This window comes from Burkholderia catarinensis (genome assembly GCF_001883705.2).
GTDB classification, from domain to species: Bacteria; Pseudomonadota; Gammaproteobacteria; order Burkholderiales; family Burkholderiaceae; genus Burkholderia; species Burkholderia catarinensis.
The window spans coordinates 152967-168264 of the sequence record NZ_MDEQ02000014.1 but is presented as its reverse complement, the minus strand read 5'-3'; the positions used below and the strand labels follow the sequence as shown (position 1 = coordinate 168264).

The 15298-nt window shown below is 66.9% G+C and carries 19 protein-coding genes; 3 read left to right on the top strand and 16 right to left on the bottom strand.

Going from position 1 to position 15298, the window contains the following annotated elements; translation table 11 throughout:
* Positions 1-63 precede the first annotated feature (63 nt).
* From BFF94_RS23160 to BFF94_RS23140, 5 genes are read right to left on the bottom strand one after another with little or no spacing between them, the layout of a single operon-like run.
* On the bottom strand, positions 64-681 hold the full coding sequence (locus BFF94_RS23160) for an SCO family protein (protein ID WP_128842620.1): 618 nt from the start codon (positions 679-681) through the stop codon (positions 64-66).
* An 18-nt stretch (positions 682-699) separates the two neighbouring features.
* Positions 700-1602 carry a heme o synthase gene (cyoE, locus tag BFF94_RS23155; protein ID WP_128842621.1) on the bottom strand — a complete coding sequence of 301 codons (903 nt, stop codon included), beginning with the start codon at positions 1600-1602 and terminating at the stop codon, positions 700-702.
* A gap of 8 nt (positions 1603-1610) precedes the next feature.
* On the bottom strand, positions 1611-2723 hold the full coding sequence (locus BFF94_RS23150) for a COX15/CtaA family protein (RefSeq protein ID WP_128842622.1): 1113 nt from the start codon (positions 2721-2723) through the stop codon (positions 1611-1613).
* 25 nt (positions 2724-2748) lie between these two features.
* The gene (locus BFF94_RS23145; RefSeq protein ID WP_128842623.1) at positions 2749-3372 is read right to left on the bottom strand and encodes an SCO family protein; all 624 of its coding nucleotides are present in this window, start codon (positions 3370-3372) and stop codon (positions 2749-2751) included.
* A 60-nt stretch (positions 3373-3432) separates the two neighbouring features.
* Positions 3433-4143, bottom strand: coding sequence for an SURF1 family protein (locus BFF94_RS23140; protein WP_246637393.1), 711 nt, complete (start codon positions 4141-4143; stop codon positions 3433-3435).
* An 84-nt stretch (positions 4144-4227) separates the two neighbouring features.
* Between BFF94_RS23140 and BFF94_RS23135 the strand changes: the two genes are divergently transcribed.
* Positions 4228-4437 (top strand): twin transmembrane helix small protein, encoded by a 210-nt coding sequence (locus BFF94_RS23135; RefSeq protein WP_006752055.1) that lies wholly within the window; start codon positions 4228-4230, stop codon positions 4435-4437.
* Between the two features lie 172 nt (positions 4438-4609).
* Here BFF94_RS23135 and BFF94_RS23130 read toward each other — a convergent pair whose 3' ends face one another.
* The 8 genes from BFF94_RS23130 to BFF94_RS23095 all read right to left on the bottom strand — a co-directional run bounded on the left by BFF94_RS23130 (position 4610) and on the right by BFF94_RS23095 (position 11674).
* Positions 4610-5467 (bottom strand): cytochrome c oxidase subunit 3, encoded by an 858-nt coding sequence (locus tag BFF94_RS23130; RefSeq protein ID WP_219139895.1) that lies wholly within the window; start codon positions 5465-5467, stop codon positions 4610-4612.
* Positions 5468-5604: 137 nt separating this feature from the next.
* Positions 5605-5805 carry a DUF2970 domain-containing protein gene (locus tag BFF94_RS23125; protein ID WP_096471841.1) on the bottom strand — a complete coding sequence of 67 codons (201 nt, stop codon included), beginning with the start codon at positions 5803-5805 and terminating at the stop codon, positions 5605-5607.
* Between the two features lie 16 nt (positions 5806-5821).
* Complete coding sequence (locus tag BFF94_RS23120) at positions 5822-6430, bottom strand: cytochrome c oxidase assembly protein (RefSeq protein ID WP_072437278.1); 609 nt, start codon at positions 6428-6430, stop codon at positions 5822-5824.
* 35 nt (positions 6431-6465) lie between these two features.
* Entirely contained in the window at positions 6466-6606 is a 141-nt protein-coding gene (locus BFF94_RS23115) for a cytochrome oxidase small assembly protein (RefSeq protein ID WP_027789063.1), read from the bottom strand.
* Positions 6607-6675: 69 nt separating this feature from the next.
* Positions 6676-8283 carry a cytochrome c oxidase subunit I gene (gene ctaD / locus BFF94_RS23110; protein ID WP_128842625.1) on the bottom strand — a complete coding sequence of 536 codons (1608 nt, stop codon included), beginning with the start codon at positions 8281-8283 and terminating at the stop codon, positions 6676-6678.
* Between the two features lie 43 nt (positions 8284-8326).
* Positions 8327-9931 (bottom strand): cytochrome c oxidase subunit II, encoded by a 1605-nt coding sequence (gene coxB, locus BFF94_RS23105; protein WP_128842626.1) that lies wholly within the window; start codon positions 9929-9931, stop codon positions 8327-8329.
* A 57-nt stretch (positions 9932-9988) separates the two neighbouring features.
* Positions 9989-10513 carry a DUF2244 domain-containing protein gene (locus BFF94_RS23100; protein ID WP_128842628.1) on the bottom strand — a complete coding sequence of 175 codons (525 nt, stop codon included), beginning with the start codon at positions 10511-10513 and terminating at the stop codon, positions 9989-9991.
* A 195-nt stretch (positions 10514-10708) separates the two neighbouring features.
* Entirely contained in the window at positions 10709-11674 is a 966-nt protein-coding gene (locus BFF94_RS23095; protein ID WP_219139894.1) for a methyltransferase domain-containing protein, read from the bottom strand.
* 81 nt (positions 11675-11755) lie between these two features.
* Here BFF94_RS23095 and BFF94_RS23090 point away from each other — a divergent pair, with 81 nt between their 5' ends.
* Positions 11756-12553 (top strand): ComF family protein, encoded by a 798-nt coding sequence (locus BFF94_RS23090; protein WP_219139893.1) that lies wholly within the window; start codon positions 11756-11758, stop codon positions 12551-12553.
* Between the two features lie 105 nt (positions 12554-12658).
* Positions 12659-13129 carry a tRNA (uridine(34)/cytosine(34)/5-carboxymethylaminomethyluridine(34)-2'-O)-methyltransferase TrmL gene (trmL, locus tag BFF94_RS23085; protein ID WP_128847072.1) on the top strand — a complete coding sequence of 157 codons (471 nt, stop codon included), beginning with the start codon at positions 12659-12661 and terminating at the stop codon, positions 13127-13129.
* Between the two features lie 22 nt (positions 13130-13151).
* Here trmL and BFF94_RS23080 read toward each other — a convergent pair whose 3' ends face one another.
* From BFF94_RS23080 to secB, 3 genes are all read right to left on the bottom strand, one after another.
* Positions 13152-13676, bottom strand: a complete 525-nt coding sequence (locus tag BFF94_RS23080) for an O-acetyl-ADP-ribose deacetylase (protein WP_128847070.1) — start codon at positions 13674-13676, stop codon at positions 13152-13154.
* A 92-nt stretch (positions 13677-13768) separates the two neighbouring features.
* Entirely contained in the window at positions 13769-14767 is a 999-nt protein-coding gene (locus BFF94_RS23075; protein ID WP_128847068.1) for an NAD(P)H-dependent glycerol-3-phosphate dehydrogenase, read from the bottom strand.
* A gap of 25 nt (positions 14768-14792) precedes the next feature.
* Positions 14793-15275, bottom strand: coding sequence for a protein-export chaperone SecB (secB, locus tag BFF94_RS23070; protein WP_128847066.1), 483 nt, complete (start codon positions 15273-15275; stop codon positions 14793-14795).
* Positions 15276-15298 lie beyond the last annotated feature (23 nt).

Genomic DNA, 15298 nt, shown 5'->3' with positions numbered 1-15298 from the left:
AATGCGCGACGGCGCGCGGCGGCCGTCACGTAATCGCCGGGCCGTGCGCCCGACGGATACCGCTCAGTCGACCAGCAGCTTCAGGTCGTGGACCCACGGGCCGGGGCCCTGGCCGTCGCGCACGAACAGGCGCAGCTTGCCGTTGCGGTCGAACACGTAGCTCGCGGCGGTGTGATCCATCGTATAGCTGCCGGGCGTCTTGCCGGGCACCTTCGCGTAGTACACGCGGAAATCCTTCGTGACCTTCTTCAGCGCCGCTTCGTCGGCCGGCCGCAGGCCGATGAACGACGGATCGAACGCGGGCACGTACTGGCCGAGCAGCGCCGGCGTGTCGCGCTCCGGATCGATGGTGACGAACAGCACCTGCACGCGCTTCGCGGCGTCGGGCCCGAGCTGCTTCAGCGCCTCGGACAGCTCGGCCATCGTGGTCGGGCACACGTCCGGGCAGTGCGTATAGCCGAAGAACATCACGACCGCACGGCCCTTGAAGTCGGCGAGCGCGCGCACCTTGCCGGCCGTATCGGGCAGCGAGAAATCGTTGCCGAACTGCGTGTTGCCGGTGATGTCGAGATTCTGGAATTTGGGCGCGTTGTCGCATCCGGCGAGCAGCAGCGCTGCCGTGAATGCGCACGCGAGCATCCAGCCTTGGCGCGCGCGGCGCCCGAACCGTGAATGGAGCATTGCGTTCAAACCGTGCGGTTACACGCCGAGCAACGGGCGTGCATAGTGATCGACGAGCAGCGCGGCGAACAGCAGCGACAGGTAGACGATCGAGTAGCGGAAGGCCTTGCGGGCGAGTTCGTCCGAGTAATCGCGGTAGATCTTCCACGCATACGCGAGGAACACCGCGCCGAGCAGCACCGCGCTCGCCAGGTAGACGGCCCCGCTCATCCCGGAGATGAACGGCATCAGCGTGACCGCGAACAGGATCACCGTGTACAGCAGGATGTGCAGCCGCGTGAACTTCTCGCCGTGCGTGACGGGCAGCATCGGCAGGCCCGCGTTCTCGTAATCCTTGCGGCGATAGAGCGCGAGCACCCAGAAATGCGGCGGCGTCCACACGAAGATGATCAGCACGAGGATCCATGCGTCGCCGGGCACCGCGCCGGTGACCGCGGCCCAGCCGAGCGCCGGCGGCATCGCGCCCGACGCGCCGCCGATCACGATGTTCTGCGGCGTCATCGGCTTGAGCAGCAGCGTATAGATCACCGCGTAGCCGACGAACGTCGCGATCGTCAGCCACATCGTCAGCGGGTTCGTGAACGTATAGAGCGTCCATGCGCCGACGCTGCCGAGCACGGCCGAGAACAGCAGGATCTGCGGGGACGTGATCTCGCCGCGCGCGGACGGACGCCACGCGGTGCGGCGCATCATCGCGTCGATCTTCTGCTCGACGAGGCAGTTGATCGCGAACGCGGCGCCGGCCAGCAGCCAGATGCCGACGGTGCCGCCGATCAGCACATGCCACGGCACCATGCCCGGCGTCGCGAGGAACATGCCGATCACCGCGCAGAACACCGCGAGCTGCGTGACACGCGGCTTCGTCAGCGCCATGTACTGCGAAAAACGGCTACCGGGCGATTGGGAGAGGGTGCTTTGCATGGGGACGGTCACGCCGGGGCGACGTCGCGCGCAGGCTGCGCGACACGGCCGGGGCGGCTTGAAAGGATGCGAAAGTTTAACATGACGACGAGCAGCAGCAGGATCGCGGCACCGCCGTTGTGCGCGACCGCGACCGGCAGCGGCCACTGCAGCACGATGTTGGTCAGGCCCGTCACGAACTGCAGCAGGACGACCAGCAGCACGCCGGTCGCGGGCCGCCGCAGCGACTCGAAGCGGCGCATCTTCAGCGCGAACGCGACGAGATACGCGACGACGACGAACGCGAACGTGCGGTGCGTCCAGTGGATCGCGACCAGCGCGTCCTGCGTGATCGCGTCGCCGTCCTTCGTCATCCCGAGCGCGCGCCACAGGTGGAAGCCGTGCTGGAAGTCCATCGGCGGGATCCACTGGCCGTTGCAGGTCGGGAAGTCGGTGCACGCGAGCACCGCGTAGTTGGTGCTCACCCAGCCGCCGAGCGCGATCTGCACGACCAGCAGCACGAGCGCCGCGAGCGCGGCCGCGCGATAGCGGCCGGCCTCGGGATCATGCGACGGCAGCGGCGTCTGCCGCGCCGCGAGCCAGCCGAGCGTGCCAAGCAACGTGAGGCCGAGCAGCAGGTGGATCGTGACGATCACCGGCTGCAGCTTCATCGTGACCGTCCACGCGCCGAACGCGCCCTGCACGAGAATCAGCAGCAGCAGGCTGGTCGGCCACCACGGCGACACGGAGAGCGGGCGGCGGCGCAACCGCGCGGACCACGCGATCACGACCTGCGCGATGATCAGCACGCCGATCGCCATCGCGAAATAGCGGTGGATCATCTCGATCCACGCTTTCGTCATGCTGACGGGGCCCGTCGGCATCGCCTGGTGCGCGGCCGTGATCGCGGCGTGCGCGATGAACGGCGACGACGTGCCGTAGCAGCCGGGCCAGTCGGGGCAGCCGAGCCCCGAATCGGTCAGCCGCGTGAAGCCGCCGAACATCACCAGGTCGAGCGTCAGGAACGTGGTGATCCACACCAGCTTGCGGAACTTGTTGTCGTCGGCCTTCACCCACACGTACGACAGCGGCAGCAGTGCGATGCACAAGCCGATCAGGCCGAGTTGCAGTAGATACGACATCGGAATGGTGCCTCGTTCTCTTGCCTTAACCGATGCTCGACCACTTCAGCAGCTTCGTCACGTCCGCCTTGATCTTGCTGGGATTCGGGTCTTTCGGGAAACGCATCATCAGGTTGCCGTTCGGGTCGATCAGGTAGAGGTGGTCGCTGTCCTTCGTGCCGACGTCGGCCGGCAGCCACGCGGCCACCGCGGCCGGATCGGCGACGAGCCGGCGCGTGTCGGGATAGGCGTCCAGCACCTTCTGCGGCGTCGCGCCCGCATCGCTGCGCAGCCACACCATCGTGATCCGGTGCCGTTCGCCCGCCTGCGTGACGCGGATCTGGCGCATGAAATAGAGCTTCTGCGCGCAGGCTTCGTCGCACGCGCTGCGGTCGGTCATCACGAACAGCCACACGCCGCGCAGCGACGACAGCGGCACGGTCTTGCCGGTTTCGTCGGTGACCTGCAGATCCGCCGGGATCGGCCGCTGCGGCTCGATCAGCGTGCCGTAGTTCGTCGAACCGCCCTTCGGCTTGATCACGTAATAGGTGAAATACGACGCGAGCATCGGCGCGGCGCACACGAGCCCCAGCAGCACAAGCATCCAGCGGCCGCGCTTGCGGGCCGCAGGCGACGGCGCAGCGGCCGGACCCTGACGGGAAGATTGCATGGACAAATCAGACCTCTCGAAACGAACCCGCGGCACCGGCGCCGCGTCCTGGCATGGCGCTCACGCGCCGGCCGACTTCTTCGCCGCACGCCGCGCGGCGTACAGGCCGAAGCCGAGCGCGGCGGCCGCCATGGCCCACCACTGAAACATGTAACCGTAATTGCGCTCGACGCCGGTCGTCGCCGCCGGCCAGTCGCGCACCAGCTTGTCGCCGTCGTCGCTCGTCTGCTGGATCACGAACGGCTGCAGCGGCAACCCCGTTTCCTTCGCATACGCGGCGACGTCCAGGTTCTGCCGGATCTTCTGGTGCGCCGCCGAACCGCCTTCGCCGAGTTCGAACGCCCGCGACGCGTCGGCGCGCGCGATGCCCACGATCTCGACGTCGCCCGCGGGCGTCGCGAACGGCTCGATCGCCGTGCGCTCGGCGATGTTGCGCGGCAGCCAGCCGCGGTTCACGAGCACGACGCCGCCGCCCGTGAGTTTAAACGGCATCACGACGTAAAAACCCGGCTGGTCGTTATACGGCCGATTGTCGAGGAACACGGCTTGCTCGGGCAGGAAGCGGCCCGTCGCACGCACGCGATGAAACTCGATCGATGCCAGCGGAATCGGCTGCGCGCCGACGTCGACGGGCGCCGCGTGCTCGTAGCGCACGATGCTCGCCTGCAGCGCTTCCTTCTGGTGCGCGCGGTCGCGCTGCCAGAAACCGAGACGGACCGTGACGGCGACGACGACGAGAATCAGCAGCGCAGGCAGCCAGCGAATCTTCATCGTGCGGCCCGCCCGGCACATTCGCGAAAGCGAAGTGCGATAATTATCCCCTTCCTTTCGAATTGCCGTCGTCCGGTTCGTGTCATGCACATACTCGTTCCCATCGCCTTCGTCCTCATCATTGCCAGCATGGGCTCGGCGCTCTACTTCATGATGCACGACCGCGGTCATACGAAACGCATGGTCTGGTCGCTCGCCACCCGCGTCGGGCTGTCGGTCTCGCTGTTCCTGTTCATCCTGTTCGCGAACTGGATGGGCTGGATCCATTCGACCGGTTTGCCGATCGGACGTTGATGCATTTACCCGCCGCGACCGCTGTGACATTTCGCCGCACGGTCGCACCACCAAGCAAAAGCGCCGCCTGACTGAGTCGCGGCGGCGCCAGGGTGGTGTCGGCCGGCAGCCTCGCGGCCCGGCGACACCAATGAAAACGGCCCGCGCATCACTGCGCGGGCCGTTTTTCCATTTACAGCCAGTAGACGACGACGTACAGGCCGAGCCAGACGACGTCGACGAAGTGCCAGTACCACGCGGCGCCTTCGAATGCGAAGTGATGCTCGGGCGTGAAGTGGCCGCGGATCATCCGCACCAGCACCACGGCCAGCATCGTGCCGCCGAGGAACACGTGGAAGCCGTGGAAGCCCGTCAGCAGGAAGAACGTCGAACCGTACACGCCCGAGTTCAGCGTCAGGTTCAGTTCGTTGTACGCGTGGAAGTATTCGAAGCCCTGCAGGAACAGGAAGCAGATCCCGAACGCGAGCGTCGCGGCCATCCAGGCGATCGCCTTCTTGCGGTGATCGTCGCGCAGCGCGTGGTGCGAGATCGTCAGCGTCACGCCCGACGACAGCAGGAATGCCGTGTTGAGCGTCGGGATCGGCCACGGGCCCATCGTCTTGAAGTGACCGGCGAGCGCGGCGGGGCCTTCGTTCGGCCACACGGCGGAGAAATCCGGCCAGATCAGCTTGTAGTCGAGGCTGCCGAGCTGGTGCAGCGCGATTTCACGCGCATAGAACAGCGCGCCGAAGAACGCGCCGAAGAACATGACTTCGGAGAAGATGAACCAGCTCATGCTCCAGCGGTACGACTTGTCGACGTTCTTGCCGTAATGACCGCCTTCCGATTCGGCGATCGCGTCGCCGAACCAGTGGTACAGCGTGAAGAGCAACCACAGCAGGCCGAGCAGCGCCGTAAACGGCGCCCAGTCGTGACCGTTGATCCACAGCGCCGCCGATCCGAGCATGACCAGCAGGCCGGTGGCCGCACTGATCGGATGGTGCGACGGATGCGGCACGAAATAGTACGGGGTCTGGTTTTGACCGCTCATGCTTGATTCTCCACTTCAGTCCAATTTGTTTACCGGAAACCGCTCCGGTTTATTTCTTGCGCGGCGTGACCGCCACCGCTCTTTCCCGCACGCGGCGCCGTGGCGCCGCGCACTGCATTCTTTCGTGGCCGCGGGCTTCAGCCCACGACGGCACGCACGATCAGGATCAGCACGCCGATGAACACGCCGGCCGCGATCAACGCGACGATCAGCACGTGCAGCGGATTCAGCTGCGTCGCGTCGGCCTCCAGGTCGCGCCGCTTGCGCACCCCGAAGAACGACCACAGCACGGCTTTCACTGCCTGGCCGAACGATCCGCCCCGCTTGACCTCCGTCATCGCCCCGCCTCCGTCATCATGCATCCGGCTTCGCCGCGCCCTGCGCCGCGGTACTGCGCGTCGCCGGCGCCGGCGCGGCCGGCGTATTCAGCTCGAAGAACGTGTACGACAGCGTGATCGTCTTCACGTCCTTCGGCAGTTTCGGATCGATCACGAACACCACCGGCATCTTGCGCGACTCGTTCGCGGCCAGCGTCTGCTGCGTGAAGCAAAAGCACTCGATCTTCTTGAAGAATTCCGTCGCCTGCTTCGGCGCGTAGCTCGGAATCGCCTGTGCAACGACCGGCCTGCCCTGCCCGTTCGTCACGTCGTACACGATCGTCGTCAGTTCGCCCGGATGCACGTCGAGACTGTTGTGCTCCGGCTTGAAACCGAGCGGGCCGCGCGCATTCGCATCGAACTCGACCGACACCGTGCGGCTGGTGTCGACCTGCGAGTTCTTCACCTCGCGCTCGCTGACGTCGCGCTGCACCAGGTTGTTGATGCCGGTGATCTGGCAGATCGCCCGATACATCGGAATCAGCGCGAAGCCGAAACCGAACATCAGCCCGGCCACGACGAAGAGCTTCACCAGCATCGAACGATTGAACGCGCGATCGACGGCGCCCTCTTCCGGCTTCGACATACGACAACTTCCTCGCTACTGCGTCAGTTACTGCATCAGTGAGTGGACAGCCACCACTGCTTGATCACGACACCCACAAAAAAAACGGCGGCGATGACGAGCAGGATGAGGCCGAGCCGCTTGTTGCCCGCGCGGATCTGCTCGGGCGTTCGTCTTTGTTGTGGATTCCGGTTCATCTGAAACTTCGGTTCGGCGCCCGCCGCGCCTGCCTGCGCGGCAGGCAGCGGCGGAGCGCACTGTGAAACTTACTCGACGTGCGGCGGTTGCTCGAACGTGTGGAAGGGAGCCGGGCTCGGCACCGTCCACTCGAGACCCGTCGCGCCGTCCCACGGCTTGTCCGACGCCTTTTCCAGCTCGCCGCCGCCACGGTAGGCCGGCAGCGCGACCGCGAACAGGAAGTACACCTGCGCGAGGCCGAAGCCGAATGCGCCGATCGTCGCAACCTGGTTGAAGTCCGTGAACTGCGCCGGGTAGTCCGCATAGCGGCGCGGCATGCCCGCGAGACCGACGAAGTGCATCGGGAAGAACGTCAGGTTGAAGAAGATCATCGACGCCCAGAAGTGGATCTTGCCGCGCGTCTCGTTGTACATCCAGCCCGTCCACTTCGGCGCCCAGTAGTACCAGCCCGAGAACAGCGCGAACAACGAGCCCGCCACCAGCACGTAGTGGAAGTGCGCCACCACGAAGTAGGTCCCGTGATACTGGATGTCGAGCGGCGCCATCGCGAGCATCAGGCCCGTCAGGCCGCCGAACGTGAACACGAACAGGAAGCCGATCGCGAACAGCATCGGGGTTTCGAACGTCATCGAGCCGCGCCACATCGTCGCGAGCCAGTTGAACACCTTCACGCCCGTCGGCACCGCGATCAGCATCGTCGCGTACATGAAGAACAGCTGGCCGGTGACCGGCATGCCCGTGGCGAACATGTGGTGCGCCCAGACCATGAACGACAGGATCGCGATCGAAGCCGTCGCGTACACCATCGAGCTATAGCCGAACAGCGTCTTGCGTGCGAACGCCGGGATCACCTGCGACACGATCCCGAACGCCGGCAGAATCATGATGTACACCTCGGGGTGGCCGAAGAACCAGAAGATGTGCTGGTACATCACCGGGTCGCCGCCGCCTGCCGCGTTGAAGAACGACGTGCCGAAGTGGCGGTCGAACAGCACCATCGTGATCGCGCCTGCCAGAACCGGCATCACGGCGATCAGCAGGTAGGCCGTGATCAGCCACGTCCATGCGAACATCGGCATCTTCATCAGCGTCATGCCCGGCGCGCGCATGTTCAGGATCGTCACGACGATGTTGATCCCGCCCATGATCGACGAAGCGCCCATCAAGTGGACCGCGAAGATCGCGAAGTCCATGCCCGGGCCCATCTGCGTCGACAGCGGCGCGTACAGCGTCCAGCCGGCGGCCGTCGCGCCGCCCGGCGCGAAGAACGAGCCGACCAGCAGCACGGCAGCAACCGGCAGCAGCCAGAAGCTGAAGTTGTTCATCCGCGCGAACGCCATGTCGGATGCGCCGATCTGCAGCGGAATCATCCAGTTCGCGAAGCCGACGAATGCCGGCATGATCGCGCCGAACACCATGATCAGGCCGTGCATCGTCGTGAGTTCGTTGAAGAACTCCGGACGCATGATCTGCAGGCCCGGCTCGAACAGCTCGGCACGGATGCCGAGCGCCATCACGCCGCCCGACAGGAACATGATGAACGAGAACAGCAGGTACAGCGTACCGATGTCCTTGTGGTTGGTGGCGAACAGCCAGCGCCGCCAGCCCTGCGGGGTTTCGTGCGCGTGGTCGTCGTGCGCGTGGTCCGCGGCTACGTCGTGTCCGATGCTAGACATGAGAATCTCCTAATGCGAATACGTCGACTAACTCAGCGACACGTCAAGCCGCCGGGCCGATCTCGACACGCCGGGCTTCCTTCGCGTCAGCCCCGCCCGTGATCGTTTCCGGCTTTTTGAGAATAATGTGGTCTTCCGCCACGCCTGCTGCCTTCAGCGCGTCGCGCACGACTTGTGCACGATGCTTGGCCAGTTCGGCGTTTGCGTCGGCCGACCCCGTCTTGTCGGTGAAACCCGACAGCGCGAGCTTCGCGTCCGGATGTGCCTTCGCATAGTCGGCCGCGGTGGCGATCGCCGCTTTCGCGTCGGCCGGCAGCACGCTCTTGCCCGTCTCGAAGTAGATCGTCGACAGCGCGGCCGATACCGGCGCTGCCGCCGGCTGCTCGGCTGCGCCCGACGCGGCTTGCGCCGGTGCCGAAGCCGCTTCGGCCGGCGCCGCCGCCGTTGCCGCGCCCGCCGTGTCTTCCGGCATCTTGCCGTTGCGCGCGTCAGCCACTTGCTTCGGCTGCAGCAGGTCGTTCTTGTGGTTGCCCCACGAATTGCGCTCGTACGTGACGACCGAAGCGATGTCGAGGTCCGACAGCGACGCCCACGACGGCATCGCGCCCTTGCCTTGCAGCACGCGCTCGACGTGGGCGGCGATCGGGCCGTTCACGATCGGGCTGCCGTCCATTGCCGGGAACGCGCCGAGGCCCTTGCCGCTCACCTGGTGGCAGGCCGCGCAGTTCGCCTTGTAGACTTCCTCGCCGTGCGCGACGAGTTCGGCCATCGTGTAGACCTTGTTCGGATCGACCGCCGCGCCGGCCATCTTGGCCTTCTGCGCGGTCACCCACTTCGCGTAATCGTCGTCCGACAGGACTTCAACGACGACCGGCATGTACGCGTGCTCCTTGCCGCACAGTTCCGTACAGAAACCGCGGAAGGTACCGACCTTGTCGGCCTTGAACCACGTGTCGCGCACGAAGCCGGGGATCGCATCCTGCTTCACGCCGAACGCGGGCACGTACCACGAGTGGACGACGTCGTTCGCGGTCGTGATGATGCGGATCTTCTTGTTGACCGGCACGACGAGCGGGTTGTCGACTTCCTGCAGATAGGTGTCGGTGATCGGCTTCTTGCCCATCACTTCGTCACGCGGGGTGCTCAGCGTCGACAGGAAGCCGATGCCCTCGCCCGGACCCTTCACGTAGTCGTAGCCCCACTTCCACTGGTAGCCGGTGACCTTGATCGTGAGATCGGCGTTCGTCGTGTCCTTCATCGCGACGACGGCCTTCGTCGCCGGCAACGCCATCAGCACGACGATGACGAACGGCACGATCGTCCAGATGATCTCGACGGTCGTGCTTTCATGGAAATTGGCGGCCTTGTGGCCTTTGGATTTGCGGTGCGCGAAGATCGAATAGAACATCACGCCGAACACGGCGACGAAGATCACCGTACACAGGATCAGCATCATCGTGTGGAGATCGTAGAGCTCCTCGGCGATCTTCGTGACAGGCGGCTGAAAGTTGATCTCGTTGACACGGGGGCCGCCCGGGCTATCACCGACCGCCAGGGCCGCACCGGCAAAGAGCAATCCGCTGCATGCCAGCACGCCCGCGAGGGCTCGCTTGATTGTTTTCATAGCATCCTTACCCAAAATTTCCATTCAAACCCTCCCCCGTCGCAAGCCGCCGGCCTGTTTCCGGCCAGTGCCCGCGCCTCGTCAGCCGCAGCGCCTGAGCGACACGCGCAGTTCGTCGGCGAACTGCGCACGCTTGTGCTGCGCGAGATGCTGCCCGATTACGACGGTCTGCCCGCGCGATACCAGCCGAATCGGATCGCGTGGCGTCGCACCCGGCTCGACCCGCACCCAGCGCGGATTGAATTCGATCTGCGTGAGCCGCTCCGCATCCATCCGCTCGATCACGAGCCGGTGCGGAAACAGCCTGATGCGTTCGTAATCGACCGCATGGCGAGCATAGATCGCAAATGCGACACCCACCGCCACCAACTCGATTCCGGTGAAGGGCATGACGAGCCAAGCCCCCCGCCACATCAGCAACGTCGCGATCGCCAGCGAAAAGCCCGCGAGCGACGCGTAAAACAGCACGAACTGGCGTGGCGACACCGAACAGTTACGTTTCATGAGCCAGTCTTCCAGCACCGGCTCGCCGTTCGTCGCCTCCGCCAAACCCCTCGCTGCTTCCATCGCCGCCTCACGCGAATGGCATGCGATGCATGCCTGCATCGGACTCGTCGCCCCGTATTGCGGGGACCCCGGGACGACAAGCTGACGCATTATAGGCGGGTTCAATGGCATCCACAAGCAAGCGCCTATCGCCCGCCAAGCCAAGCGCGACAAGCTTTCCGGCCATTTTTGGCGCCAACTCGACCCTGCTTTGCGCCGCTAATTTCAGACATAACAAAACCCATCTTTACCGCTTTACCGATTCTTCGGACGCCCCTTTCCGATGTCCTCGATGCGCACGATCCCGTGCCCTTCGGCGGTCGTGCGCGGCACGGCCTTCCACGCGTGGCCGTAGATCACCTCGAAGGTCAGGGCAATCGTGCCGTCCGCGCGCCGGCGCGCCTCCAGCGCATCGCCGAGCGCCGCGCGAAAGCGCCGCGTAGCGCGCTGCGGCGCCGCGCGCTCGAACGGATAGGCGCCCCAGCGGCGCACGTCGGCCAGCAGGGAATCGGGGGACTTGTAGGTGACGGTCAGCACTTCCTGATCCATCACGGGAATCTCGAAGCCGCTCTCGACAAGCATGTCGCCGAGGTCGTGCATGTCGACGAAATCGATGACGCGCGCGGCCGGCGGTGCGATGCCGAGCGCCGCTTCGGCGTCCGCGCAGGCCGCGCGCAGCTCGCGCAGCGTGTCGGGACCGAGCGTGCTGAACATCAGCAGCCCGTTCACGCGCAGCACGCGCTGCCATTCGGGCAGCACCGCGTCGGGACGCGAATGCCAGTGGAGGGCGAGATTCGACCAGATCAGGTCGAACGCGCCGCCGGGGAACGGCAGCGCGGCGAAGTCGGCCTGCGCGACGCGCGGGCCGCGCTGGCCCAGCGCCCGGCCGAGCGAGGCCGGCAGCCAGCGGCGCCAGCTGGCCTGCTCGACCTCGCGCTGACCGGCCCGCGCGAGCATCGCGCCGGACAGGTCGACGCCGAATACGGGGGCTTCCGGAAAGCGCGCGCGCAGCGCCGGCAGGTCGTCGCCCGGGCCGCAGCCCGCATCGAGCACGGCCGTGGGGCTCACCTTGATGTATTCGAGGCGTTCGTTCATCCGCTGCGCGATCTCGCGCGGCAGGAACGCGACCGCGTCGAACGTGGCGGCACGGCGGTCGAAGATCCGCCGCAGGCGCCTGGCGTCATTGGCCGGACGGCCGGTGGAAGTCGAAGCTGGGGACATGTCGGGCACACTGGCGAAGAGCCCGAAGTATACTCGCTCGCCCCGCAGGCTTCATTGAGACGAGGTGTCAGGAGTGTTGCGATGATCCGCGGTTCCGCTCCGCGCACGATGCGCGTCGTTTTGTCGCGGGTTCGCGCACTGGCGGCACGTGTCGCCACTGTCGCGCTGCCGAATCGCTGCGCACTGTGCGGCAATTTGTCACACGCCGTGATTTGCGGCGCTTGCGACACCGCGTACTGGAATGAAGCGAGGCTGCGCTGCGACGTCTGCGCGCTGCCGCTGGGCACTGCGCGACCGCGTTCGCCCCGCGGCGGGCACACCGGCGCCGGCCGCGCGGCCGCGTACCGGTGCGACGCGTGCCGCACCGCGCCGCCGCCGTTCGATGCGACGCTCGCGCTGGCGGATTACCGCTCGCCGCTCGACGGGCTCGCGCGCGGCCTGAAGTTTCACGCGCAACTCGCGCTCGGCGCCGAATTCGCGGCGCGGCTCGCCCGGCTCGTCGACGATACGTGCGGCACCAGCGGCTTCGACCTGGTCGTGCCGGTGCCACTGTCGCACCGGCGGCTCGTCGCGCGCGGCTACAACCAGGCGTGGGCGATCGCACGTCCGCTCGCGCGCCGGCTCCGCGTGCGCGCGGAGGCTGCGCTGCTCGCGCGCGTCGCCGACACCGCGCCGCAATCGCGGCTCGACCGGCACGCGCGGCGCGACAACGTGATGGCGGCGTTCGCGGTGACGGGCGACGTCGCCGGCCGCCACGTCGCGCTCGTCGACGACGTGATGACGTCCGGCGCGACGCTCGCGGCGGCCGCGCACGCGCTGAAGACGGCCGGCGCCGCGCGCGTGACGAATCTGGTTGCGCTGCGCACCGCCAGGGATTAATTAGATAGAAAGGCCGGCCGCCGGAACGCGGCCGTGGCCATCACGAACCGGCCGGCCGGGAACGCGCGCGTTGCGCCGCCCCGGACGGCCCAGCCAAACCGAAACATGTTCAACGTCGTCCTCGTCGCCCCCGAAATTCCGCCGAACACCGGCAACGTGATCCGCCTGTGCGCCAACACGGGCGCGCGCCTGCACCTGATCGAGCCGCTCGGCTTTCCGCTCGACGACGCGCGGATGCGCCGCGCCGGCCTCGACTATCACGAATATGCGCAGATGCGCGTGCACCGCGACTGGGACGCGTTCGTCGCGGCCGAATCGCCCGATCCCGCGCGGATGTTCGCATTCACGACGCGCGGTTCGGGCCGCTTCCACGACCATGCGTTCCTGCCCGGCGACTGGTTCGTGTTCGGCTCGGAAACGCGCGGCCTGCCCGCCGAGCTGCTCGAGCGCTTCGCGAACGAGCAGCGCGTGCGCCTGCCGATGCGGCCGGACAACCGCAGCCTGAACCTGTCGAACACGGTCGCGGTGGTCGTGTTCGAGGCGTGGCGCCAGGCCGGCTTCGAAGGCGGCGCATGACGCGTGCGCGGCGCGGGCTGCGTCAGGCCCGCGCGAGCCGCGCGCGATACAGGTCGTAGATGTCGGGGGAAAAGCACGCGAACACCACGCGCGCGAGGCTCGGCGCCTGCGGCAGCATTTCGGCGACGGTGCCGACCGCGATGTCGACGGCCTCTTCGGCCGGATAGCGGTAGATGCCGCAACTGATCGCCGGAAACGCGATCGACGTCGCGGCGACCTCCTCGGCCAGCTCGATCGCGCGCCGGTAGCACGACGCGAGCAGGTCGGCCTCGCCGCGCCCGCCGCCGTGCCACACGGGCCCGACCGCATGGATCACGTAGCGCGCCGGCAGCCCGTGGCCGCGCGTGAGCTTCGCGTCGCCCGTGTCGCAGCCGCCGAGCGTGCGGCATTCGGCGAGCAGGCCGGGGCCGGCCGCACGGTGGATCGCGCCGTCGACGCCGCCTCCGCCAAGCAGCGAGCCGTTCGCGGCGTTGACGATCGCGTCGACATCGAGCGTCGTGATATCGACGACCTGCGCGTCGAGCGTGGTGGAACCGATCTGCAGCATGACACCCTCCCGGAACGCCGGAGACTGTTCAAGCGTAGTGCGCTTTGGCGCCGCGCGCTGGGTGCGACTGCACCGGGCGGCGCACGTCCACGCTACTCGGCGCGCGCGTCGCGCCGCAGCAGGCCGCTGACCGCGTCGCGCGGCGCGATGCCGTCGAACAGCACACCGCACACGGCTTCGGTGATCGGCATTTCGATCGATTGCGCGCGTGCGATCGCCAGCACCGCCTGCGCGCAGCGCACGCCTTCGGCCACGTGGCCAAGCGCGCCGAGGATGTCGTCCAGCGTGCGGCCGGCCGCCAGTTGCAGGCCGACCGTGCGGTTGCGCGACAGGTCGCCCGTCGCGGTGAGGATCAGGTCGCCGAGGCCCGTGAGGCCCGTGAAGGTTTCCGCGCGGCCGCCGAGCGCGACGCCGAGCCGCGACATTTCGGCGAGGCCGCGCGTGACCAGCGCGGCGCGCGCGTTCAGCCCGAGGCCAAGACCGTCGGCGATGCCGGTCGCGATCGCCAGCACGTTCTTCACCGCGCCGCCGACCTCGACGCCGACCACGTCGTCGCCCGTATAGATCCGCATCGCGCCGTGATGGAACGCGGCGAGCGTGCGCTCGCGGCATTCGGCGGACGCGCTCGCCACCGTCAGCGCGACAGGCAGCGACAGCCCGACCTCGCGCGCAAAGCTCGGCCCCGACAGCACGCCGTTGCTCTGCTGTTCGGGCAGCTCGGCCGCGATCACCTGATGCGGCAGCAGATGCGTGTCGGCCTCGAAGCCCTTGCAGACCCAGACGACATGCGCGGGCACGCAGCCCGCATCGCGCATCGCGCCGAACAGCGTGCGCAGCCCGGCCACGGGCGCGGCGATCACGCACAGCGCGTCGTCCGCGGCGCCATGCGCGAGCGCGGCGCCGAGATCGGCGTCGTAGCGCAATGCGTCAGGCAGCGCGATGCCGTCCAGATAGCGGGAATTTTCGTGCCGGGCCTGCAGCCCGGCGATGAGCGCGGCGTCGCGCGCCCACAGAAGCGTATCGTGCCGCGCGGCCAGATGGCCCGCGAGCGCGGTGCCCCAGGCACCGGCGCCGAGAACGGCTACTTTCATACCCAGCACCGGTCCGAGTGAAGCGTCAGTTCAGCGTCGTGCCGTTCGGCGCGCCTGCTTCGGCACCGCCCTGCTGCTGAAGCTGCGCGAGACGCTGCTCGTACAGCGCCTGGAAGTTGATTTCCGCCAGGTGGATCGGCGGGAAGCCCGCGCGCGTGATCGCGTCGGCGATGTTCGAACGCAGGTACGGGAACAGGATCGTCGGGCAGGCGATGCCGACGAGCGGATCGAGCTGTTCGTCCGGAATGTTGCGAATGTCGAAAATGCCGGCCTGCTTCGCTTCGATCAGGAACGCGACCTTGTCCTTCACCTTCGCGGTGACGGTGCCCGACACGACGACTTCGAACACGCTTTCTGCCAGGCGGTCTGCCTTGACGTCGACTTCGACTTCGACCGACGGCATGTCCTGCTCGAGGAAGATCGCCGGCGAATTCGGCTGCTCGAGCGACATGTCCTTCAGGTAGACGCGCTGGATGTTGAAGAACGGTTGGTTTTCGACGTCGGACATGGTGTTTCCCTAAAAGTGGTGAC